Annotated in this window: 22 protein-coding genes; all 22 read left to right on the plus strand. The window is 65.6% G+C overall.

All coding sequences use genetic code 11. From position 1 onward, the window contains the following. Window positions 1-67: 67 nt before the first annotated feature. The 22 genes from ACQZF9_RS12815 (at window position 68) to ACQZF9_RS12920 (ending at window position 22,261) form a co-directional block, all read left to right on the plus strand. Window positions 68-712 (plus strand): MotA/TolQ/ExbB proton channel family protein, encoded by a 645-nt coding sequence (locus ACQZF9_RS12815; protein WP_428309359.1) that lies wholly within the window; start codon window positions 68-70, stop codon window positions 710-712. 1 nt (window position 713) lies between these two features. Beyond that, a complete protein-coding gene (locus ACQZF9_RS12820; protein ID WP_428309360.1) occupies window positions 714-1,283 on the plus strand; it encodes an ExbD/TolR family protein in 570 nt (189 codons plus the stop codon). Next, entirely contained in the window at window positions 1,280-1,780 is a 501-nt protein-coding gene (locus ACQZF9_RS12825; RefSeq protein ID WP_428309361.1) for an ExbD/TolR family protein, read from the plus strand. The genes ACQZF9_RS12820 and ACQZF9_RS12825 overlap by 4 nt, the downstream gene beginning before the upstream one ends. 190 nt (window positions 1,781-1,970) lie before the next feature. Beyond that, entirely contained in the window at window positions 1,971-2,960 is a 990-nt protein-coding gene (locus ACQZF9_RS12830) for an AgmX/PglI C-terminal domain-containing protein (protein ID WP_428309362.1), read from the plus strand. 56 nt (window positions 2,961-3,016) lie between these two features. Next, window positions 3,017-3,172 carry a hypothetical protein gene (locus ACQZF9_RS12835; RefSeq protein ID WP_428309363.1) on the plus strand — a complete coding sequence of 52 codons (156 nt, stop codon included), beginning with the start codon at window positions 3,017-3,019 and terminating at the stop codon, window positions 3,170-3,172. A 499-nt stretch (window positions 3,173-3,671) separates the two neighbouring features. Then, on the plus strand, window positions 3,672-4,748 hold the full coding sequence (locus ACQZF9_RS12840; protein ID WP_428309364.1) for a DUF3034 family protein: 1,077 nt from the start codon (window positions 3,672-3,674) through the stop codon (window positions 4,746-4,748). A gap of 78 nt (window positions 4,749-4,826) precedes the next feature. After that, window positions 4,827-5,297, plus strand: coding sequence for a group I truncated hemoglobin (locus ACQZF9_RS12845; RefSeq protein WP_428309365.1), 471 nt, complete (start codon window positions 4,827-4,829; stop codon window positions 5,295-5,297). 498 nt (window positions 5,298-5,795) lie between these two features. Further along, window positions 5,796-6,344 (plus strand): FMN-binding protein, encoded by a 549-nt coding sequence (locus ACQZF9_RS12850; protein WP_428309366.1) that lies wholly within the window; start codon window positions 5,796-5,798, stop codon window positions 6,342-6,344. An 8-nt stretch (window positions 6,345-6,352) separates the two neighbouring features. Continuing rightward, on the plus strand, window positions 6,353-7,255 hold the full coding sequence (locus ACQZF9_RS12855) for a PepSY domain-containing protein (RefSeq protein ID WP_428309367.1): 903 nt from the start codon (window positions 6,353-6,355) through the stop codon (window positions 7,253-7,255). After that, window positions 7,255-8,292 (plus strand): FAD:protein FMN transferase, encoded by a 1,038-nt coding sequence (locus ACQZF9_RS12860; RefSeq protein ID WP_428309368.1) that lies wholly within the window; start codon window positions 7,255-7,257, stop codon window positions 8,290-8,292. Before ACQZF9_RS12855 ends, ACQZF9_RS12860 begins: the two co-directional genes overlap by 1 nt. A gap of 166 nt (window positions 8,293-8,458) precedes the next feature. Beyond that, window positions 8,459-8,839, plus strand: a complete 381-nt coding sequence (locus ACQZF9_RS12865) for a hypothetical protein (protein ID WP_428309369.1) — start codon at window positions 8,459-8,461, stop codon at window positions 8,837-8,839. Beyond that, the gene (locus ACQZF9_RS12870) at window positions 8,836-10,206 is read left to right on the plus strand and encodes an MFS transporter (RefSeq protein WP_428309370.1); all 1,371 of its coding nucleotides are present in this window, start codon (window positions 8,836-8,838) and stop codon (window positions 10,204-10,206) included. Before ACQZF9_RS12865 ends, ACQZF9_RS12870 begins: the two co-directional genes overlap by 4 nt. 115 nt (window positions 10,207-10,321) lie before the next feature. After that, window positions 10,322-12,868: a nitrite reductase large subunit NirB gene (gene nirB / locus ACQZF9_RS12875; RefSeq protein WP_428309371.1), complete on the plus strand. Its 2,547-nt coding sequence runs from the start codon at window positions 10,322-10,324 to the stop codon at window positions 12,866-12,868. A gap of 33 nt (window positions 12,869-12,901) precedes the next feature. Beyond that, window positions 12,902-13,264, plus strand: coding sequence for a nitrite reductase small subunit NirD (nirD, locus tag ACQZF9_RS12880; RefSeq protein WP_428309372.1), 363 nt, complete (start codon window positions 12,902-12,904; stop codon window positions 13,262-13,264). Between the two features lie 50 nt (window positions 13,265-13,314). Next, a complete protein-coding gene (locus ACQZF9_RS12885) occupies window positions 13,315-14,520 on the plus strand; it encodes an NAD(P)/FAD-dependent oxidoreductase (protein WP_428313425.1) in 1,206 nt (401 codons plus the stop codon). A 158-nt stretch (window positions 14,521-14,678) separates the two neighbouring features. Continuing rightward, window positions 14,679-17,408, plus strand: a complete 2,730-nt coding sequence (locus tag ACQZF9_RS12890) for a molybdopterin-dependent oxidoreductase (RefSeq protein ID WP_428309373.1) — start codon at window positions 14,679-14,681, stop codon at window positions 17,406-17,408. A gap of 73 nt (window positions 17,409-17,481) precedes the next feature. Further along, complete coding sequence (mobA, locus tag ACQZF9_RS12895; protein WP_428309374.1) at window positions 17,482-18,099, plus strand: molybdenum cofactor guanylyltransferase MobA; 618 nt, start codon at window positions 17,482-17,484, stop codon at window positions 18,097-18,099. Then, the gene (gene moaA, locus ACQZF9_RS12900; protein ID WP_428309375.1) at window positions 18,092-19,099 is read left to right on the plus strand and encodes a GTP 3',8-cyclase MoaA; all 1,008 of its coding nucleotides are present in this window, start codon (window positions 18,092-18,094) and stop codon (window positions 19,097-19,099) included. Before mobA ends, moaA begins: the two co-directional genes overlap by 8 nt. A 151-nt stretch (window positions 19,100-19,250) precedes the next feature. Next, window positions 19,251-19,493, plus strand: a complete 243-nt coding sequence (locus ACQZF9_RS12905; protein ID WP_428309376.1) for a MoaD/ThiS family protein — start codon at window positions 19,251-19,253, stop codon at window positions 19,491-19,493. Between the two features lie 11 nt (window positions 19,494-19,504). Beyond that, window positions 19,505-19,999 carry a molybdenum cofactor biosynthesis protein MoaE gene (locus ACQZF9_RS12910; protein ID WP_428309377.1) on the plus strand — a complete coding sequence of 165 codons (495 nt, stop codon included), beginning with the start codon at window positions 19,505-19,507 and terminating at the stop codon, window positions 19,997-19,999. After that, a complete protein-coding gene (gene moaCB, locus ACQZF9_RS12915; protein ID WP_428309378.1) occupies window positions 19,999-20,931 on the plus strand; it encodes a bifunctional molybdenum cofactor biosynthesis protein MoaC/MoaB in 933 nt (310 codons plus the stop codon). Before ACQZF9_RS12910 ends, moaCB begins: the two co-directional genes overlap by 1 nt. A gap of 130 nt (window positions 20,932-21,061) precedes the next feature. Next, window positions 21,062-22,261, plus strand: coding sequence for a molybdopterin molybdotransferase MoeA (locus ACQZF9_RS12920; protein WP_428309379.1), 1,200 nt, complete (start codon window positions 21,062-21,064; stop codon window positions 22,259-22,261). Window positions 22,262-22,267: the final 6 nt, after the last annotated feature.

Genomic DNA, 22,267 nt, shown 5'->3' on the forward strand with positions numbered 1-22,267 from the left:
GACAACATTGGATTCCCGCTTTCGCGGGAATGACAAAACCCGCTTCTTTCATCAGAGAACCAGCCTCATGGAGTTTTTCAATCACGTCATCCGTTTTTTCCAAGGTGGCGGTTATTTCATGTATCCGATCGCGCTGGTGCTGGCGATGGCGGTGGCGGTGGCGATCGAGCGCATGATTTTTCTGCGCAAGACCGAGTCGGAGAATCGCGCGCTGTGGGCCAAGGTGGCGCCGCTGCTGAAGTCCGGTGACCTGGCCCAGGCCGAGTCGCTGGCCGCGGGTTCGGAGAGCGCCGTCGGCAAGCTGCTGCAGACCGGCTTCGCCCAGGCCAAGATCGACAACCGCCGCTCGGAAGTGGAAATCGCCACCGAAGAAGGCCTGATGGAAGTGCTGCCGGCGATCGAACGCCGCACCCACTACCTCGGCACTTTCTCGAACATGTCGACCCTGCTCGGCCTGCTCGGCACGGTGCTGGGTCTGATCGGCGCCTTCGCGGCGCTGGGCAATGCCGATCCGGCCGAGAAGGCCGACCTGCTCTCCGCCGGCATTTCCGAGGCCATGAACTGCACCGCCTTCGGCCTGATGGTGGCGATTCCGTCGCTGCTGATCCACGCCTGGCTGCAGAGCCGCACGACGGAGCTGGTCGACACGCTCGAGTCGGTGTGCTCGCGCTTTGTGTCGGCCGTGTGCAACCGCAAGCAAGTGATTCGCTAGCATGACCGCGGTCGACCTGACCGAAGACACGGGCGAGGAGGCGCCGCGCAAGGCGCGGCGCAGCCGTCGCCTGGCGCGTCATCTCAAGCGCGGCGGCAGCGAGGAGCTGAACATCGCCTCGATGATCGACGTGTTCGCGGTGCTGGTGTTCTTCCTGCTGGTGAGTTCGTCGATTACCGCGGCCAAGCTCAACGTGCTGTCGCTGAACCTGCCGTCGAACGATGCCGCCGCGCCGCCGGACAAGCAGCCGCTGCAGCTGTCGGTGAGCCTGCTGCCGGATGCGCTGCTGATTTCGGATCGCAATGGCGCGGTGCGCCGTCTCGACAACACGCCGGCCGGTTACAACCTCCAGGCGCTGTCCGAGACCCTGGTCGAAACCAAGAAGGCGGCGCCGACCGAAAACACGATCACGCTGCTGATTTCGCCCGACGTGCCCTACGAGGACGTGGTCAAGGTGATGGACGCGGCGCGGCTGACGCCGGCCGAGGCGCGCAATCTCGGCCTGCCGCGCGAGCTGTATCCGCTGATCTCCATCGGCGACACGCCGGTGTCGGCCGGAGCCGCGCCATGAGCTCGCGTCGCAGGGAGCGGCGCGCCGAGCGCACGGTCAAGCGCAAGAACAGCGCGGTGGTGATCAACATCGTCTCGCTGATCGACATCTTCGCGATCCTGGTGTTCTACCTGCTGGTCAATGCGCTGGTGGTGGAAGTCATCCCCTCTCCGCGCTCGCTCAAGCTGCCGGAATCGGCGATCAAGGAACAGCCGCGGCAGACGGTGACGATCATCGTCACCGCCGAGGACGTGCTGGTCGACAACCGCGCGGTGATGTCGACGCAGCAGGCGCTCAAGGCCGACGTCAAGCTGCTGGCGCCGCTCAAGTCCGCGCTGCTGCTGGCGCCGCTGATGCAGGTCGAGGGCGATACGCAAAACCGGCTCACCCGCGGCGAAGTCAACATCGTCGCCGACAAGAGCATCCCGTATTCCCTGCTGAAGAAAGTCATGGCCACCTGCACCGATACGCGCTTCGCGCGCATCTCGCTGGCCGTGGTCGAGAAGAAGGGATCGTGAGCCACTCGCTGATGACATCGCACTCCGGTACCTCGATACGCCCGCGTTGCGGGCTACTCGGTACGAACGGGGTTTCGCCATCAGGTGAATCCCCACCGAATCCCCGTTCGTGCCGAGTAGCCTCGCTGGCGAGGCGTATCGAGGCAGCGGATCGCACCAGCCGAATCCATGCCGCACCAGGAGGAGGCGTATGAGCGCCACCGCAATGAATTACAACGCCATCATCGGCGTCGATGCCTGGGGCATCGCCGAAGAAACCGATCGCCGCTTCAAACGCATCCTGGTGCGCACCTTCGCACCGGTGATCGCGCTGGCGATGATCATTCCCTGGGTGCAGTTGCAAATTGAAAAAGCAGCGGACAAGCCGCCGACGGTGCAGGTGATCGAGCTGCTGCCCGATCCCCCGCCCTTACCCAAGCCGGAGATCAAGCCCGAAGAACCGCCGGTCGAGAAGGCCGAAGTCAAACCGGTGCCGAAAGCCGAAGCGCCGAAGCCGGTCGTGCCGAAAAAAGAACAGCCCTCACCGGCCGCGGCCGCTGCGGCACCGGCACCGAGCGCCCGGGAGATCGCGCAACAGTCCGGCCTGATGCAGTTCCGCGATCAGCTCGCCGCGGTACGCAGCCAGAACGCGCTCAGCGCCAGCAACGATCAGCCGCTGCAGGTCGAGTCTTCCATCAGCTCGACCACCAACAGCACGCCCAAAGGGGAGCGCCTGGCGTCGGCCAGCGGCAGCGGCGGTATCGGCTCCACCAGCGGCAGCAGCGTCGTCGGCGCGCAGAACGGCACCAGTTTGGGAAACCGCCGCACCGCCAGCGTGCAAAGCGGCATCGGCTACGGCAGTGGCGCAGCCCAGGGCAACGGCGGTACTGGCTCCGGCGCAGCGGCATCCCGTTCGCTGCAGGAACTGCAGCTGGCTTTCGATCGCAGCAAGTCGTCGTTCTCGTCGATCTTCAATCGCGCCGCGCGCGAAACGCCGGGCATGGATGCCGGCAAGATCGTGCTCAGCCTGACCATTGCCCCGGACGGCTCGGTGTCGCAATGCAGCGTGGTGTCGAGCAGCTTCAACGATGCAGCGCTGGAAGAAAAAATCGTGCAGCGCGTGCGCCTTATGAACTTCGGCGCCAAAAACGTACCGGCCTACACCTATCCGAACTATCCGATGAACTTCATCGCCTCATGAACCCGAGACTCCAGCCTGCTGCGGCATTGCCGCGTCATCCGAGGGAGGAATCCGCCATGACATCCAACCATGCCAGACGCGATCTGCTGATGGGCATCGCGGTGCTGCTGCTAGCGGCGAGCGCCTGCGTCTACGGCTTCATCAAGATCGTGCCGCTGGCGCTGGCGCATGGCGAAAAGGTCGAGCCTTCCACTTCGCTATCCGAAATGTAAGTAAAAGACACGTGCACCGTGCACTAAATATGACAGGACATGCACGAGCTTCATGACAGTCACGCCCAAAGCTGGTTCAACTGTCAGTAAGGTTTTTCTGCAAAGCCCGCAGCAATGTTACAAGCAGCTAATATTTATAGCTTTTTTGTCGTAACAATGGTTGGCACAGCGGTTGCTTTATAAGTGATGCGACCAAAGTCGCTTGAAGGAGTCGAGCAAAGACGCTCGCTTCTACGGATATCGACGTCCACGTCCTGGCCCAGTGCCGGCACGTGGATTTTTTTTTGCCCGAAGCACCGCAAGCCGATGGAGCGCGGGCAAAAACACAGGCTTGAAAGACGATTTTGCGGCGGTTTTCAAAAGCGGTCTGGTTGGATTGTTTTTTGATGCAAGCGACAAGCAGCAAGACGGTTAAAACACGAAGCAAGCTCCGGAGGCGGGGCGCTTTCACTTTTTAAACGAAATAGCAGTACCCATCTACAAACCAAGGAGTTGAGGCATGAAAGGGTCTAAAGGGAGTGGAGCGCGCTGGGTCAAGGGCGCTGTTTTTGCGGCGCTGAGCATGGTGTCCAGCCATTCGTGGGCAGGTATTTACGACGATGGCAAAGTGTTCCTGACCGGCGGCGTGTTCACTGTCGACGGCGGTGGCGGCGGCGGTGCGGTGCCGTGGGCGACCATCACTGGCTATGAAACCCGTGACGGCATCAACGGAGGCATCGGCTTTACCTATGTGAGCCTGCCGAACTACACGCTGAATTTCCTCGGCGCGTCGGTCGGTCTGTTCGACCGTGCAGAACTGTCGTACATGAACACCAAGCTGTCGACCAACCTCGGCAACGTCGACACGGTGGCGCTGGCGGCTTCGCTGCTCAACCTCGACAAGAACCTGGGCCTCGACCCGAACGGCAGCAACCTGCACATGGAGACCTACGGTGTGAAGGTCCGCCTGTTCGGCGACGCCGTCTACACCTCGGACAGCTTCCTGCCGCAGACCGCGATCGGCGCGTATTACAAGGTCAACAGCACCAAGGAGTTCGTCAAGACCCTGAGCGCTGACAAGGCCAAGGATTACGAACTGTATGCGGCGTTCACCAAGGTGTTCTTCCGCTACAGCACGCTGATCAACCTGACCGTTCGCTACACCTCGGCCAACCAGATCGGTCTGACCGGCTTCGGCACTTGCGATGCGGGCCACACCAACTGCGACAACGACAAGGAATTCCGCATGGAATTCTCGGCCGCTTACCTGCTGCAGAAGAACTTCGCGATCGGTGGCGAGTGGCAGCAGCACGGCAACAACCAGAAGCACAAGGCCGTCGACACCGGCGACCTGCTCTCCGGCGACGGCAACGGCGGACTGCTCAACAGCACCATCGGCTCCGTCGTCGGCGGCGTCATCGGCGCGACCTCGCTGCAGGACTCGCTGGTGCAGAACGAGAGCGACTGGTTCGATGTGTTCGCCGCTTATGCTCCGAACAAGAACTACTCGATCACGCTGGCCTACCTGTTCCTCGGCGACATCGCGATCGCACACGAGCAGAACGGCCTGTATCTGGCACTGCACGCCACGTTCTAAGCTGCATCCGTAAAGACGCATCCGGTTGGCAACGCGCTGTCGTCGTTCTATCTGCACACATATCTGATGGAGATTCACATGAAATCATTCACGCGTAATCTGGTGGTGGGAGCGGCGCTCGGCATGGCGGCTCTGGCTTCCGCGCCGTCGTTTGCCGGCGAAACCAAGACCTCCCCGATCATGGGCATCACCTCGTCCGCGCTCGAAGAGTTCGGCGGCCGTGACGGCGTCCGTGCCTGGGTGGAAAGCCTGTTCTACTACATCATGCTCGACAACCGCATTGCTCCGATCTTCCGCGAATTCGGCAACGTCGAGCGTCAGACGTTCCTGAACACTCAGCTGGAGATCATGGTGCTGGGCGGCCCGAACGAGTATCAGGGCGCCAGCATGAGCGCCGCGCATGCCGACCTCGGCATCACCATGTCGCAGTTCAACGCGGTGGTCGAAGCGGCGTACAACGCCTGCGAGCGCAACGTGATCCCGTATCACAGCTGCAACCAGCTGATCAACGCACTGGCGCCGTTCACCAAGGACATCGTCACGCGTTAAGCGGCATCGTTTGACCGCCGGTCACATCGGCCGGCGGTTGAACTTATATTCGAACTTCGATGTTTGTTGTAGGCAAGGCGGTCGGCTGTTTCGTCGAACAACGGAGCAAGCGACCGTTTCGCTGCGAATGACGTAATGATGCGCGATTCGCGCGAAAACTCCGGGCGGCCAATGGCGGCTATGCCAACCACACGCCCGTGGTTTTCGTCGCGACTCGCGCATTTTTTTTGCACGGGCATTCACGCAGCGCGCCGGTGTTCAGGTCGGCGGCACGCGACCTGCAGTAACACTATGAGTGCGGGGACCGTCTTTTGCGCCCCGACTTGCAGCAGTTCGTTGTTGCGTTTGCTTCAAGACTCGTTGTTCCCTCTGGGCCAGAACGTTCGCACTACCAAATAGACCATGAACCTGTTCAAGAACCTCAAATCGCAGACCCCCTATCCAAACCCTTCCACTTCAGACCGTTCCGCTTCAGACGATTTCATGGAAGGAACGCCGATGAACCCCGAATCCTCTTCCAAGCGCTCGTTCCTGCGCGCCGGCCTCGGCCTGTCGCTGCTGGGCCTGGGTATGGGCCGCGCCCATGCCGACGCCGGCGGCGGCATCGAGCAGTTCTACAAGTACAACATCAAGCCGGAAACCTGGCTCGCCGAAGTGTTCGGCGGCCAGGTGCCGGCTCCTCAGGTCGCCGCAGGCGGCAGTTTCGGCCTGTTGCAGCCGCTGCCGGGCCGCGTGCGCTACTGGCGCGCCAACGGCCACACCGCGTGGATATTCGACGAAATCGGCAAGGTCGGTTATGCGCCGACCACCTGCGGCTTCGTCGTCAAGGGCGGCGCGATCGAATCGGCCAAGGTGCTGGTGTATCGCGAGTCGCGTGCGGACCAGGTCGGCACGCCGTCGTTCCTGAACCAGCTGGTCGGCGCCAGGGCCGCCGGCAACGGTATCGACAAGAAAGTCGACAACATCTCCGGCGCGACCTACTCGGTGGACATGATGAAGCGCATGGCCGGCGCGGCGCTGCAGCTGGATAAAACCGTGCCGGGCTGATCACCACCATGTCGGTTCAACCCTCCATCAAGCCGCCACCGAAGCACGCGCCGACGCCGCTCGACGAGCGTATCGCGGCGGCGTTTCGGGCCTGGCGGATCCGTTATCTGCCGGGCAACAAGCATGTGCCCAAGCCGCCGAAGCCGAAGACCAACTTCAGCATGTTTCTGCGCACCTGGCACAAGCGCGCCGGCCTGTTCGCGTTCGTGTTCATGGGCTGGCTCGGCTTCAGCGGCTTTCTGATCAACCAGAGCCCGGCCTGGGGCTACGACGTGGCACGCGTCAAGCTGTCGTGGGTGATGGCGCTGTACGGCCTGCATCCGGAGCCGCCAGGCACCGGCCTGATGGCCGGCGGTCACTGGCTGGCGGAGACCATGGATGCGAGCCTGCTCGACGGCAAGCCGCTGGCGCAGCGTATTCCCAGGCAGCTCGGCATGGCCATCGGCGGCAGCGCCGATAAGCCGCTGCTGTTCGTCGCCGAGCCGGACAAGGTCTTCGTGCTCGGGCCCGACGGCAGCATCGTCGACGAAATGAGCGGCTACACGCTGCCGATCCAGGCGATCCGCCGCATCGGCGTGGTCGAGGGCAAGCCGAACAAGGTCGTGATCCAGGATCTGGACGCCTACGCGACCACCGACGGCCTGGCCTGGGACAAGCTGCCGATCAACTCGGACGTGAAATGGTCCGAGCAGGTGCCGCTGACCGATGCGCAGAAGGCCAAGGCCCTGCCCTACTCGCGGCCGTCGGTGTCGCTGGAGCACGTGCTGGTGGACGCGCACAGCGGCCGCATCTTCGGCGCCTTCGGTGCCTGGGTGATCAACTTCGTCGGCATCGCCGCGATCCTGCTGTCGATCAGCGGTGTCTGGATCGTGGTGCGCACCAACAAGCAGAGACGCCAGGCGCGTCGCTGATGAGGTCTTTGTTCACGCCAAGGACTTTGGTACGTCATTCGTTCCTGGCGATGGGCACGGACGTGATGGTGACGCTGGCACCGCGCCGGCGTCACCTGATCAAGAAGGCGCGCGACGCCATCGTCGACGTGCAGATCATGATTCGCGAATTCGGCCGCGACGGCTGGGCCTGGGGTGATGGCGATCTCGGCACGTTCAACCGCCAGCTCGCCGTCGGCGAGCGCGCCGCGATTCCGCCGGCGCTGAAACCGATTTTCGACCGCGCCTGGTCGATCAGCCTGGCCAGCGGCGGACACTACGAGCCGCGGATCGCGCAGCTGGTGCATCTGTGGGGCTTCGACGACCTGATGCGGCTGCGCGACACGCCGCCGACGCACGAAGAAATCGAGCAGCGCGTGCAGGCGATGCAGCGCGCGCCCGACTACGACGCGACATCCGATCACTACGGCCCGGCACCGCTGACCGGCTGGGATTTCGGCGGCATCGCCAAGGGCTACATCGTCGATCGCGCCCTCGATCTGCTCACCCACGCCGGCTTCGGCGATGCGACGGTCGACGCCGGCGGCAATGTATCGGCGCGCGGACGCAAGCATGATCGCTCGTGGCTGATCGGCATTCGCAAGCCGCTGGAGCTGGGCGACGACGCCGACGCACCCAGCTTGCTGGCCTCGCTGGCGGTCAACAACGAGGCGGTCAATACGCATGGTGACGACCAGCGCTTTTTCATGTTCCAAGGACGGCGCTATGGGCATCTGCTCGATCCGCGCAGCGGCGTTCCGGTGCAGGGCCTGCGCTCGCTGACCGTGGTGCATCGCGACGGCATGCTCGCGGAAGCCGGCGGCGCGGCGCTGTTCGTCGCCGGACCGCAGGCCTGGCCGACGCTGGCCGCCAAGCTCGGCATCGATCAGGTTTTCGCGGTGCACAGCGACGGCCGCATCCAGGCCACTGTCGCGCTCGCCGCGCGTTTGCGCGTCGAGCCGGGTGTCAATATCGACGTGGTCGATCTGGCGAAAGAAAGCGAAATCGCGATTGACTGAACAACGCGCCGATCTGGTGCGAAGCGCACCGCGACCGGGCGCCGCCGCGAAACAAGCACAGGGCGCCTCGGCGGTGAAAGCATGTTGAGAGCGATTGATTTTGTCGCCGCTCCCGGCGCCGCCAAGTGGCCGCGGACGGCTGTCACAATCTGCACCGCGATGTGGCATGTCCATTGCGTTGACTAAGTTGCGGTACGAGTATCCGGCCATGGCCGGCGGGGCCAAAGGCGGCACCTCCACGTACCACGACACATCGTCATTCGGGCAAAGGCGTCCATCCATGGGTTTTCTCATGGAGACGCCTTTTTTTTCGCCTCAAGGAAATCGATACGGATCGATGAACCCGATGAACCGCTTGCCTCACATCACATCACAGCAGCGTCTGGCCGCCTGCCGCGCGGCGCTGCTGACTCCATTGGGCGACGTTGCTGCCGCTGTGCAGCGCGATCGCCAGACGTTTTCCGGCGCGATCTTCCCCTCCTCTCCTAGGTCCCGCTGGACTTTTATCAACCCCGCAGTTCAGGCCACGTGCGAGATCCCGCGATGAAACCGCAAACTTCGAAGGCGACTTCGATCAACCTGTTCAGCTTCTCGACGCCGCAGATGCGCGCGTTCCACCTGGCCTGGCTGGCGTTCTTCGTCTGCTTCTTCGCCTGGTTCGCGGTGGCGCCGCTGATGCCGGTGATCAAGGGCGAATTCGGCCTGACCAAGGACCAGATCGCCAACATCAACATCGCCGCGGTCGGCATCACCATCCTGGTGCGCCTGCTGATCGGCCCGATGTCGGACAAGTACGGCCCGCGCAAGACCTACACCGGCCTGCTGCTGATCGGTGCGATCCCGGTATTCGGCATCGCATTCGCCAAGAGCTACGAAGCCTTCCTGTTCTTCCGCCTGGCGATCGGCGCGATCGGCGCCAGCTTCGTCATCACCCAGTACCACACCTCGGTGATGTTCGCGCCCAACGTGGTCGGTACCGCCAACGCGGCGACCGCCGGCTGGGGCAACGCCGGCGGCGGCGTCACCCAGACGCTGATGCCGCTAGTGCTGGCGGCGGTGCTGAGCTTCGGCGTCGAGAAGACGTTCGGCTGGCGCATCTCGATGTTCGTGCCCGGCATCATGATGGTGATCGTCGGCTTCCTGTACTGGAAGTACACGCAGGACTGCCCCCAGGGCAACTACAAGGATCTGCGCGCCGCCGGCGTCGTATTGGAGTCCGGCGGCAAGGGCGGTGGCTGGGCCGTGTTCAAGTCGGCGATGGCGAACTACCGCGTGTGGATGCTGTTCGTGACCTATGGCCTGTGCTTCGGCATCGAGCTGTTCGTGCACAACGTCGCCGCCAGCTACTACGTCGACAAGTTCGAGATGGACCTGGCGCATGCCGGCATGGCCGCCGGCAGCTTCGGCCTGCTGGCGCTGTTCGCGCGTGCGCTCGGCGGCATCGTCTCGGACCGCATCGCGCGCGCGCGGGGCCTGGACGGCCGCACCGCGCTGCTGTTCGTGCTGATGCTCGGCGAAGGCATCGGCCTGATCTGGTTCTCGTCGGTGCAGGTCGCCAGCATCGCGATTCTCGCGATGATCGTGTTCGGCCTGTTCACGCATATGGCCTGCGGCGCGACCTACGCGCTGGTGCCCTTCATCGACCGCAAATCCCTCGGCGGCGTCGCTGGCATCATCGGCGCCGGCGGCAATGTCGGCGCGGTCGCCGCGGGCTTTCTGCTGAAAGGCCTCGGCGACGTGCAGCGGACTTTTTTCTATCTCGGCGTCTGCGTGCTGGTCGGCGCCGCCTGCGCGATCGCGGTGCGCTTCAGCGCCGATCACAAGGCGCGCGAAGCCAAGCTCTACGACGAGGCCGTGGCCTCGCGCCAGTCCGGTGCGGCGCTGAGCAGCGCCGCCGAAGTGGCCGCCGGCTGAGCGGGCTTCGCCCCAAACTCGTCCGACGCGTGCAAGCCGCCGCTGCTAAAGCCCGCATCGTTCGACACCCGTCGACCCCAGCTCTCGTCATCGGAACGGGAAGATCAGGTAACACATGAAGCTCGTTGTCATCGGTAACGGCATGGTCGGGCACAAGCTGCTCGAAGAACTCAGCGCCCAGGCCGCGCCGGATCTGGAAATCACCGTGCTCTGCGAAGAACCGCGGCCGGCCTACGACCGCGTCCACCTGTCCTCGTATTTCAGCGGCAGCAGCGCCGAGGAACTGTCGCTGGTGACGCCGGGCTTTTTCGATCAGGACCACCTGCTGCTCAAGCTCAACGCCAAGGGCGTGGCGATCGACCGCGCGGCGAAAATCGTCACCACGTCCAACGGCGAGCGCGTCACATACGACAAGCTGGTGCTCGCCACCGGCTCCTATCCGTTCGTGCCGCCGGTGCCGGGCCGCGAGCGCCCCGGCTGCCTGGTGTATCGCACGATCGAGGATCTGGAGGCGATGACCGACTGGGGCGCCAAGTCCAAGGTCGGCGTCGTCATCGGCGGCGGCCTGCTCGGCCTGGAATGCGCCAAGGCGCTGGTCGACATGGGCCTGCAGACGCATGTGGTGGAGTTCGCGCCGCGGCTGATGGCGGTGCAGATCGACGACGGCGCCGGCAAGGTGCTGCGCAACAAGATCGAGGCGCTCGGCGTCACCGTGCACACGCAGCGCAACACGCTGGAAATCGTCGACGGCAGCGGCATGGGCATCGGCGGCCGCCACGCGATGAAGTTCGCCGACGGCAGCCAGCTCGAGACCGACATGATCGTGTTCAGCGCCGGCATCCGCCCGCGCGACGAACTCGCACGCACCTGCGGCCTGGAGATGGGCGAGCGCGGCGGCATCAAGGTCGACAATCATTGCCGCACGTCGGATCCGGACATCTACGCGATCGGCGAATGCGCGCTGTGGGGCGGCAGGATCTACGGCCTGGTCGCGCCCGGCTACGAAATGGCGCGCGTGGTCGCGCAGCATCTGAACGGCGGCCAGGCCGAATTCCTTGGCGCCGACATGAGCACCAAGCTGAAGCTGATGGGCGTCGATGTCGCCAGCATCGGCGACGCGCATGCCAGCACCCACGGCGCGCGCAGCTACGTGTTCACCGACGAGCGCAAGCAGGTCTACAAGAAGCTGGTCACGTCCGAGGACGGCAAAGGCCTGCTCGGCGCGGTGCTGATCGGCGACGCCAGCGAGTACGGCACGCTGCTGCAGATGATGCTGAACCGCATCGCGCTGCCCGATTCACCGGAGTTCCTGATCCTGCCCTCGTCCGACGGCAAGGCCAGGCCCGGGCTCGGCGTCGACGCGCTGCCGGACAACGCGCAGATCTGCTCGTGCAACAACGTCTCCAAGGGCGCGATCTGCGCGGCGGTGGAAGGCGGCGCGCATACCATCGGCGATCTGAAGGCCTGTACCAAGGCCGGCACCAGCTGCGGCGGCTGCACCGCGCTGGTCACGCAGGTGATGAAGGCGCAGCTGCTGAAGCAGGGTGTCGCGGTCAACCATCATCTTTGCGAACACTTCCCGTACTCGCGCCAGGAGCTGTACCACCTGGTGCGCGTGAATAGACACAAGAGCTTCGGCGAAGTGCTGAGCGCGCACGGCCAGGGCCGCGGCTGCGACATCTGCAAACCCGCCATCGCCTCGATCCTGGCCTCGTGCTGGAACGAGTTCGTGCTGACCAGGAGCAACGCGCAGGTCCAGGACAGCAACGATTATTTCCTGGGCAACATCCAGAAAGACGGCACCTATTCGATCGTGCCGCGCATCGCCGGCGGCGAGATCACGCCCGAAGGCCTGATCGTGCTCGGCCAGGTGGCGCAGAAATACCAGCTCTACACCAAGATCACCGGCGGCCAGCGCATCGACATGTTCGGCGCGCAGGTGCATCAGTTGCCGGCGATCTGGAAAGAACTCACCGACGCCGGCTTCGAAACCGGCCACGCCTACGGCAAGTCGCTGCGCACCGTGAAGAGCTGCGTCGGCTCCACCTGGTGCCGCTACGGCATGCTCGATTCGGTGAGCATGGCGATCAAGCTCGAGCATCGCTACAAGGGCCTGCGTTCGCCGCACAAGCTCAAGTCGGCGGTGTCGGGTTGCACGCGTGAATGCGCCGAGGCGCAGTCGAAAGACTTCGGCGTGATCGCCACCGAAAAAGGCTGGAACCTCTACGTCTGCGGCAACGGCGGCATGAAGCCGCGCCACGCCGAACTGCTGGCCGGCGATCTCGACGACGACACGCTGATCCGCTACCTGGATCGCTTCCTGATGTTCTACATCCGCACGGCGGATCGCCTGCAGCGCACCAGCGTCTGGCGCGACAACATGGAAGGCGGTCTTGAATATCTGCAAAACGTGATCATCAACGACTCGCTCGGCATCTGCGCGGAACTGGAGGCCGAGATGGCCTACAACATCGAGCATTACGAAGACGAGTGGAAAAAGGCGATCACCGATCCGGAGACCGCGAAGCGCTTCCGCACTTTCGTCAACAGCGAGGCCGGCGACAACAACGTGGTATTCGTGCAGGAGCGCGGCCAGATCCGGCCGGCGACTGCGGACGAGAAGAAGAGCCGGTTCAAGGGTATTGCGGTCGTCGATGCATAGGCGCGAATAGAGGTCTGAGTGGAGGATCAGAAGATGGATGGTGGAAGCTCGGGCAGCGCGGCCGCGGACTGGGTCCGGGTCTGCGCGGCCGAGGAAATCTGGCCGAACATCGGCGTCTGCGCGCTGCTGGGTGAGCGGCAGATCGCGGTGTTCCGGCTGCAGGACGCCGACGGCAGCGACCGGTATTTCGCGATCGACAATTACGATCCGCAGTCCGACGCCAACGTGTTGTCGCGCGGCCTGACCGGCTCGCTGGGCGGGCGCCTGGTCGTGGCCTCACCGATCTACAAGCAGCACTACGATCTGGTCACCGGCGAATGCCTGGAAGACGCGACGACGCCGGTGCGCGCCTACGCGGTCCGCGTCGAGGACGGCCAGATCTGGGTCGCGGTTTGACCGTCGTGAGCCTGCGCCGCAGACCGCGCCTGGTGGTGGTCGGCAACGGCATGGCCGGCATGCGCACGGTTGAAGAACTGCTGAAGATCGACCCCGACCACTACGACATCAGCGTGTTCGGCAGCGAAGCCCACGGCAATTACAACCGCATCCTGCTGTCGCCGGTGCTGGCCGGCGACAAGATATTCGCCGACATCATGCTGCATACGCGCGAATGGTACGCAGCCAACAAGATCACCCTGCACGCGGGCGATCCGGTCGTGAAGATCGACCGCCATCGTCGCATCGTCGTCTCGCAATCCGGGCTGGAACTGCCTTACGACCGGCTGCTGATCGCCACCGGCTCCAAGCCTTTCATCATTCCGGTGCCGGGCCACCAGCTGCCTGGCGTGATCGCGTTCCGCGACATCGCCGATGTCGAGGCGATGCTCGCCGCTTCACGTAGCCACAAGAATGCAGCGGTCATCGGCGGCGGCCTGCTCGGCCTGGAAGCCGCCAACGGCCTGATGCGCCAGGGCATGAACGTCACCGTGATCCACGTGATGGATTCGCTGATGGAGCGCCAGCTCGACAAGCCGGCCGCGGCGCTGCTGCGCGCGGCGCTGGAGCAGCGCGGCATGCGCTTTCTGCTGTCGGCGCAGACCGCCGAAATCACCGGCAGCGATCGGGTCACCGGCATCCGTTTCAAGGACGGCACGCAGATCGACGCCGATCTGGTGGTGATGGCCGTCGGCATTCGCCCGAACTTCGAGCTGGCCAAATCTGCCGGCCTGCTGTGCGATCGTGCGATCGTCGTCGACGACACCCTGCAGACGCATACCGATCCGCGCGTCTACGCGGTCGGCGAATGCGTTCAGCATCGGGGCGCGGTCTATGGCCTGGTGGCGCCGCTGTGGGAGCAGGCCAGGGTTTGCGCCGGCCACCTGGCGCGCCTCGGCCACCGGCGTTATCCGGGCTCGGTCACGTCGACCAAGCTCAAGGTCACCGGTATCGATCTGTATTCGGCCGGTGATTTCGTCGGTGGTGCCGACACCGAGGATCTGGTGTTCCGCGATCCGCGACGCGGCGTCTACAAGCGCCTGATCATCCGCCACAGCGACGGCGGCGACCGCGTGATCGGCGCCGTGCTGTACGGCGATGTTGCCGACGGCCCCTGGTATTTCGAGCTGATGCAGAAACACACCGATGTCAGCGCGATGCGCAACAAGCTGCTGTTCGGCCGCGCGTTCTGCGAGGCCTCCGGGCAGGCGGCGTAGCGCATGGCCCGTCCCCTCACCTTCCGTTCCTCCCGAGTAGCCGCTTGCGGCGTATCGAGGGACGCATCGACGCTCGCATCGTTCCCTCGATACGCCCGCTATGGCGGGCTACTCGGGAGGAACGGAGTTTTGCTCGAGGCTTCGAGTCTCGAACGCTGATGGCCGCAGGAGACAACAATTCGATCGACCCGGCCGTGGTGAAGACCACCTGCCCTTACTGCGGCACCGGCTGCGGTGTCGACGTGGTCGTCGACGGCGAGCGCGCCAAAGTCGCCGGCGACAAGCAGCATCCGACCAACGCCGGCAAGCTCTGCGTCAAGGGCACCGCGCTCGGCGACACCGTGGTGCCGCATGGCCGCCTGCTGTATCCGCAGATGCTCGACGAGCAGGGCGCGATGGCGCGCGTCAGCTGGGACACGGCGCTGGACCACGTCGCCAATAAATTGCAGGACATCGTCGAACAGAACGGCCGCGAGTCCATCGCCTGGTACGTGTCCGGCCAGTTGCTGACCGAGGATTACTACGTCGCCAACAAGCTGGTGAAGGGCTTCGTCGGCACCGCGAACATCGACACCAATTCGCGGCTGTGCATGTCCTCGGCGGTGGCCGGCCACAAGCGCGCGTTCGGCGAAGACATCGTGCCAGTGGCCTACGACGACCTGGAGCGAGCCGACCTGATCGTGCTGGTCGGCAGCAACACGGCCTGGTGCCATCCGATCCTGTTCCAGCGCATGGTCCGCGCCAAAGAGCAGCGGCCGCAGATGCGGATCGTCGTCATCGACCCGCGCCGCACCGCGACCACCGAGATGGCCGACCTGCATCTGCCGCTGCGCGCCGGCACCGACGTGCACCTGTTCAATGGCCTGCTGTCGTACCTGAACCGGCACGGCATCGTCGACACCGCGTTCGTCGACAGCTCGACAAGCGGCCTGACCGAGGCGCTGGCAGCGGCCGAACAGGGCAATGACGATGTCGCCGTCATCGCCGAACAATGCGGCCTGGATGCGACGCAGCTGGCCGAGTTCTACAAGCTGTTTGCGCTGAATCCGCGCGTGATCACCTGCTTTTCGATGGGCGTCAACCAGTCTTCGGCCGGCACCGACAAGGTCAACGCGATCATCAACTGCCATCTGCTGACCGGGCGTATCGGCAAGCCCGGTGCCGGTCCGTTTTCGCTGACCGGCCAGCCCAATGCGATGGGCGGCCGCGAAGTCGGCGGCCTGTCCAACATGCTCGCCGCGCACATGGAGCTGGACAGCGCCGCCGACCGCGACGCGGTGCAGAGTTTCTGGAACAGCCCCGGCATCGCCGACAAACCGGGGCTGAAAGCGGTCGAGCTGTTCGACGCGATCGACGAGGGCCGCATCAAGGCGGTGTGGATCATGGCGACCAATCCGGTGGTCAGCCTGCCCGACGCCGACAAGGTCAAGCGCGCGCTGGCCAGGTGCGAGCTGGTGATCGTCTCCGACGTGATGGAGAAAACCGACACCACCGCCTTCGCCCACGTGCTGCTGCCGGCCCAGGGCTGGGGCGAGAAAGACGGCACGGTGACCAACAGCGAGCGCTGCATTTCGCGCCAGCGCGCGTTCGTCGCGCCGCTCGGCGAGGCGCGCGCCGACTGGTGGATGCTGGCCGAAGTCGCGCGCCGCTGGGGTTATGCCGAGCAGTTCGCCTACGACAACGCGGCCGATATTTTCGACGAGCACGCGCGGCTGTCGGCCTGGCGCAACGACGGCCAGCGCTACTTCGACATCGGCGGCCTGGTCGGGCTCGACAGCGCCGCCTACGACGCGCTGCAGCCGGTGCGCTGGCCGGTGGTCGCCGGCGCTGCGCCGGCCACGGTCGAAGCGCAGCTGCAGGTGTTCGGCGACGGCCGCTACTACCACGCCGATGGCCGCGCGCGCTTCGTCGCGACCGCGCCGCGAGCGCCGGTGAATCCGGTCAGCGAGGACTATCCGCTGGTGCTCAACACCGGCCGCGTGCGCGACCATTGGCACACGATGACGCGCACCGGCCTGTCGGCGACGCTGGCCTCGCACATCGCCGAGCCTTTCGTCGATCTGCATGCCCAGGACGCGCTGGCCGGCGGGATCACCGACGGCGCGCTCGCCCGCGTCAGCACGCGCTGGGGCAGCCTGGTCGCACGCGTCAGGATCAGCGGCGAAATGCCGCGCGGCACGCTGTTCGTGCCGATCCACTGGAACGCGCAGTACGCCTCCGACGCGCGCGTCGGCGGCCTGGTCAACCCGGTGATCGATCCGGTGTCGGGCGAGCCCGAGTTCAAGCACACGCCGGCCAAGGTCGAGCCTTTCGACGTCGCCTGGCACGGCTTCGTGCTCAGCCGCGAAGCCCTGCCGATCAGCGCCGCCGCGCTGCTCGACACCTGGTGGACGCGCGTCACCGGTGCGCAGTTCAACCGCTACGAACTCGCCGGCCGCGACAGCGACACCGACTGGGCGACGCGCGCGCGCATCGCGCTCGGCGCCAAGCACGACAGCGCCGACTGGCTCGAATACGAAGACCGCAGCGCCGGCGTCTACCGCGCCGCGCTGGTCGTCGACGATCGCATTGCCGCCTGCCTGTTCGTCTCCAGGCGCAGCGATCTGCCGTCACGCGCCTGGCTGGCGGGCCTGTTCGCCAAGGACACGCTGGCCGAGACCGACCGCATCGGCTTGCTGGTCGGCGAGCCGATGGAAGCCGGCGAAGACCAGGGGCCGACCGTGTGCTCCTGCTGGGGCGTCGGCCGCAACCGCATCGTCGACGGCATTCGCAAGCAGGGGCTGGACAGCGTTGCCGCGCTCGGCGCCAAGCTGCAGTGCGGCACCAACTGCGGCTCCTGCATTCCGGAGCTGAAAGTCTTGCTGGCACAGAACCGGGTCGCGGCCTGAAGGTTTCCATCGGCTGAATTGCACCGATTCCGAACCGCCACGGCGCCGCCGGGTCGAAGCTACAATGCTGCCCATGTCTGAACCCACCAGCCCCATCGGCCAGGCCGGCATCCGCCTCAGCGGCGGCGTGCTCGCGGGCGGTGAAGGCCGGCGCTTCGGCGGCCTGGACAAGGGCTGGATCGCCTATCGCGGCCGCCCGTTCATCGAGCACGTGCTGGCACAGCTGGCGCCCCAGGTCGACGATGTCGCGATCTCCGCCAACCGCAGCCTCGGTCGCTATGCCACGCTCGGCTACCCGGTTGTGAGTGACCGTCTCGGCGCCGGGCCGCTGGCCGGGCTGCTGCGGCTGCTGGAATCGGCTGCGCAGGACTGGCTGCTGAGCGTGCCCTGCGATGCGCTCGATCTGCCGGCCGACCTGGCCCGGCACCTGGTGGAAGTGCAGCGCGCCGAAAACGCCGATGTCGTCGTGCTCTGCGACGACGATGGCCTGCACCCGATCGTCGCGCTGACCCGGCGCGCGCTGGCGCCGGACATCGAGACCTTCCTGCGCGAAGGCGGCTCGTCGGTGCAGCGCTGGCAGGCGCGCCACCGCGTGGCGCGGGCGCAGCGCGCGGGCGTGCTGATCAACGTCAACGACGCCGCGCGGCTGAGCGAGCTGGAAATGGATCTGCAGGAGCCGGCCCATGGCTGACGGCATCGCCTCTACGCCGCCGGAACTCGTCGACCAGCACGGCCGGCGCAAGCGCAAGCTGCGCCTGTCGGTGACCGACCGCTGCAACCTGCGCTGCGCCTACTGCATGCCCGAGAACCCGAGCTGGCTGCCGCGCGAACAGCTGCTGACGATCGAGGAACTGCTGCGGCTGACCGCGCTGTTCGTGATCCAGCTCGGTATCACCAACGTGCGCCTGACCGGCGGCGAACCGACCTTGCGTCGCGGCCTGCCGGAACTGATCGAAGGCCTGCAGCTGCTGCGGCCGCGCGGCCTGCAGCGCGTGTCGATGACCAGCAATGCGACGCGCCTGGCCGAGCTCGCGCCGGCGCTGAAAGCCGCCGGCCTCGACGATCTGAACATCAGCATCGACGCCCGCGACCCGGCGCTGTTCCAGAAGCTGACGCGCGGCCCGATCGAGCCGGTGCTGGAAGGTATTGCCGCCGCGCGTGACGCCGGCCTGCCGTTCAAGCTCAACGCGGTGGTGATCCGCGACTACAACGATGGCGAAATCGAATCGCTGGCCGCCTGGGCCTTCGAGCAGCAGGTGGAGATGCGCTTCATCGAGTTCATGCCGCTGGACAATGCGCAGCAATGGAGCCGCGAGCGCGTCGTGACCGAAAGCGAAATCCTGCAGCGCCTGGGCACGCGCTTCGGCAAGATCGAAAAGCTGCCGCGCAGCAGCGCCAGCCCGGCGACCGAGTACCTGCTCGGCGGCAAGCACCGGCTCGGCATCATCACCACCGTGTCCGATCCGTTCTGCAGCTCCTGCGATCGCGTGCGCCTGACCGCGGTCGGCGAGCTGTTCGCCTGCCTGTTCTCGGCGCGCGGCAGCAAACTGCGCGACGCGCTGCGCGGCGGTGAGTCCGACGCCGCGCTGCTGACGATGATCCGCAGCGGCGTCTGGAACAAGGAGGCCGGCTTCGCCGCACCGCGCGGCTATGTCGAGCGGCCGATCACGATGCACAGGCTCGGTGGTTGATGGAGTCGCGCGACGCATTCTGTTTCCCCTCTCCCCTCGGGAGAGGGTGGCGCGAAGCGCCGGGTGAGGGCGTTGGGATCGCAATGCCGCTTGAGCCGGCAAGTCCCTCACTCCTGCCCCTCTCCCGGAGGGAGAGGGGTTCCGGTTCACGATGAACATCGACATCCACTTCTGGGGCGTCACCGCGCGTCTCGCCGGCGGCGATCGTCGGCGCGTGAGCCTGTCCGATGCCGCCACCGTCGCCGACGCGATCGAGCTGCTGCGCAACGACGCCGCGCTGGCCGGGGAGCTGCCGCGCTGCGCCTACGCGATCGGCGCGGACCTGGTGTCGGTACATCATTCATTGTCCGAAGGCGACGAGCTTTCGGTGCTGCCGCCCGTATCCGGCGGCTGAGAGCGACCGACATGCTGCCGGAAACCCTGCATTTTTCCCGTATCAGCGACCAGCCGCTGGCGCTGGAGCCCTTGCTGCTGGCCAGCGAACGCCCCGACTGCGGCGCGCTGGCGATCTTCGCCGGCGCGGTGCGCAATCATCACGAAGGCGCCGCCGTCAGCCATCTGATCTACACCGCGCATGCGGCGCTGTGCGACAAGATCATCGCCGCGATCGAGCAGGAAACGCGTGAGCAGTTCAAGGTTCCCGAGTGCCGCATCGTGCATCGCACCGGCAGCCTGGGCATCGGCGACATCGCGATCTACGCGGTGGTGCGCTCGCCGCATCGCGCCGAGGCATTCGCCGCACTGCGTTACGCAGTGGATGCGACCAAGCATCGCGCGCCGATCTGGAAAGAAGAGTTCTACCCGGACGGCAGCTCGTCCTTCGTCACCGGCTGCTGCATCGCCGACGGACACGAGCCGCCGGATTATCTGAAACAGCTGCCGATCAAGGCGAACAGCTGATGCAGGACATCACCCTCAAGCCGACGACGCTGCGCAGCGCGATCGCCGAAGGCAAGCTCTATCTGCCGGCGGAAACCGTGGCGATGGTGCGCAATGGCGAGGTCAAGAAAGGCGACGTCGCCGAGGCCTCGCGCATCGCCGCGCTGATGGGCCTGAAGAAAACCTGGGAGCTGCTGCCGCACTGCCATCCTTTGGCGGTGCTCGATGCGAACATCGACGTCAGCACGCACGACGATGGCCTCCACGTCAGCGCGCAGGTGCGCACGATCGCCTCCACCGGCGTCGAGATGGAAGCACTGACCGCAGTGTCGATCGCCCTGCTGTGCGCCTACGACATGCTCAAGCCACACGCGCCGGCGATCGCGATGCGCATCGGCGACATCCGCCTGGCCGAGAAAAAAGGCGGCAAGACGCAGTTCCAGCGCCAGTCCAAGACAGGGAGCGCGGCGATCATCGTGCTGTCGGATACCGTTGCCGCCGGCCGCAAGAACGACACCGCCGGCGCCTCGGTGCGCGACGGCCTGGAGCGCGCCGGCTTCGACATCGCCGCCTACGACATCCTGCCCGACGAGCCCGCGCTGTTGCGCGCCTGCGTCGAAAAATACGTCGCCGCGAACATCAGCTGCATCATCACCGTCGGCGGCACCGGCCTGTCGCCGCGCGACAAGACCATCGAAGCGCTGCACGGTCTGATCGACACCGACCTGCCCGGCTTCATGGAAACCGCGCGCGCTTTCGGCCAGGCGCGCACGCCCTACGCGATGCTGTCGCGCGGCATCGCCGGCATGGCGAAGAACAGTTTCATCGCGACATTTCCGGGCTCGCGCAAGGGCGCGGAAGAAACCCTGGCCGCGGTATTACCCGGCCTGGTGCATCTGATCGAAGTGCATCGCGCCCAGCACAGCGCCGCACACCAGGGTGGTTACGCCTGACTGTCCAAGCGCGATTTCCGCGAAGGCGGGAATGACGCAGGTTTCGTAGCCCGGGTGAAACCCGGGTTTGTATTGCCCCGGGTTTCACCCGGGCTACTATCAGCGCATCCAACTGTCGGACCCATTCCCAATGATCCCCGTCGACGAAGCTCTGCGCCTGGCGCTGGCCGACATTCCGGCGCCGCGCGTCGAACAGCGCGAGCTGTCCGATGCGCTCGGCCGTGTGCTCGCCGCGCCGGTGCTGTCGACGCTGGATCTGCCGCCATTCGACCAGTCCGCAGTCGACGGCTATGCGGTGCGCCACGCCGACATCGCCGGCGCGCCGCTGCAGTTGCCGATTTCGCAGACCATCGCCGCTGCGGCGCGTGACGGCACGCCAGTGCTGCAGGCCGGCACGGCGGCGCGCATCTTCACCGGCGGCTGGTTGCCGGAAAATGCCGATACGTCGCTGCGCCAGGAACTGACGCGCCGCGACGGCGATGTCGTGCATGTCGAGCAGGCCGTCGACATCGGCACCGACGTGCGTCGCCGCGGCGAAGAGCTGCGCCGCGGCGACACCGTCGGCAGCACCGGCGCACGCATTACGCCGGGCCTGCTGGGTGCGATCGCGATGGCCGGCGTGTCGCGCGTATCGATCCACGTGCCACCGCGCGTCAGCGTTCTGGTCACCGGCGACGAAGTCGCGCCGCCCGGCGTCGCGCTCAAGCCCGGCCAGATCGCCGATGCCAATGGTCCGCTGCTGCTGGCGCATCTGCGGCAATGGGGTTATCGCGACGTGACCCTGCGTTACATCGACGACCGCTACGACAGCGTCGTTGAGGCGCTGCAGCAGGCTTTCGCCGAATCCGAGCTGGTGCTGACCACCGGCGGCGTCTCGGTCGGCGATCACGATCACGTGCCCAAGGCGGCGCAGGCGGCCGGCGCGCGCACGCTGTTCTGGAAAGTCGCGCAGAAGCCGGGCATGCCGCTGTACGTGGCCAGCACCGGTCGCAGCCGGCTGTTCGGCCTGCCCGGCAATCCGGCCTCGGTGCTGGTCAACCTGTTGGTCTACGTGCGTCCGGCGCTGGCGCGCTACGAAGGCCTGCACAGCCTGCCCGCCTGGCGTCGCGGCCGCCTGGCGGCCGAGGTGCGCGCCGAAACCGCGAAGACCCAGTGGCTGCGCATGCGCGAGGCCAGCGACGAGCGGGGCCAGTCCGTGCTGACGCCGCTGGGCAAACAGGGATCGCACATGCTCAGCAATCTGGCGGAAGCCTCGGTGCTGGTACGCATTCCGGCGGCTGCGGACGGCCGTTGCTCGGCCGGCAGCATCCTCGAATGGAGCCTGCTGTAGGCTCTG

This window comes from Hydrocarboniphaga sp. (assembly GCF_965279055.1).
Classification (GTDB): domain Bacteria; phylum Pseudomonadota; class Gammaproteobacteria; order Nevskiales; family Nevskiaceae; genus Hydrocarboniphaga.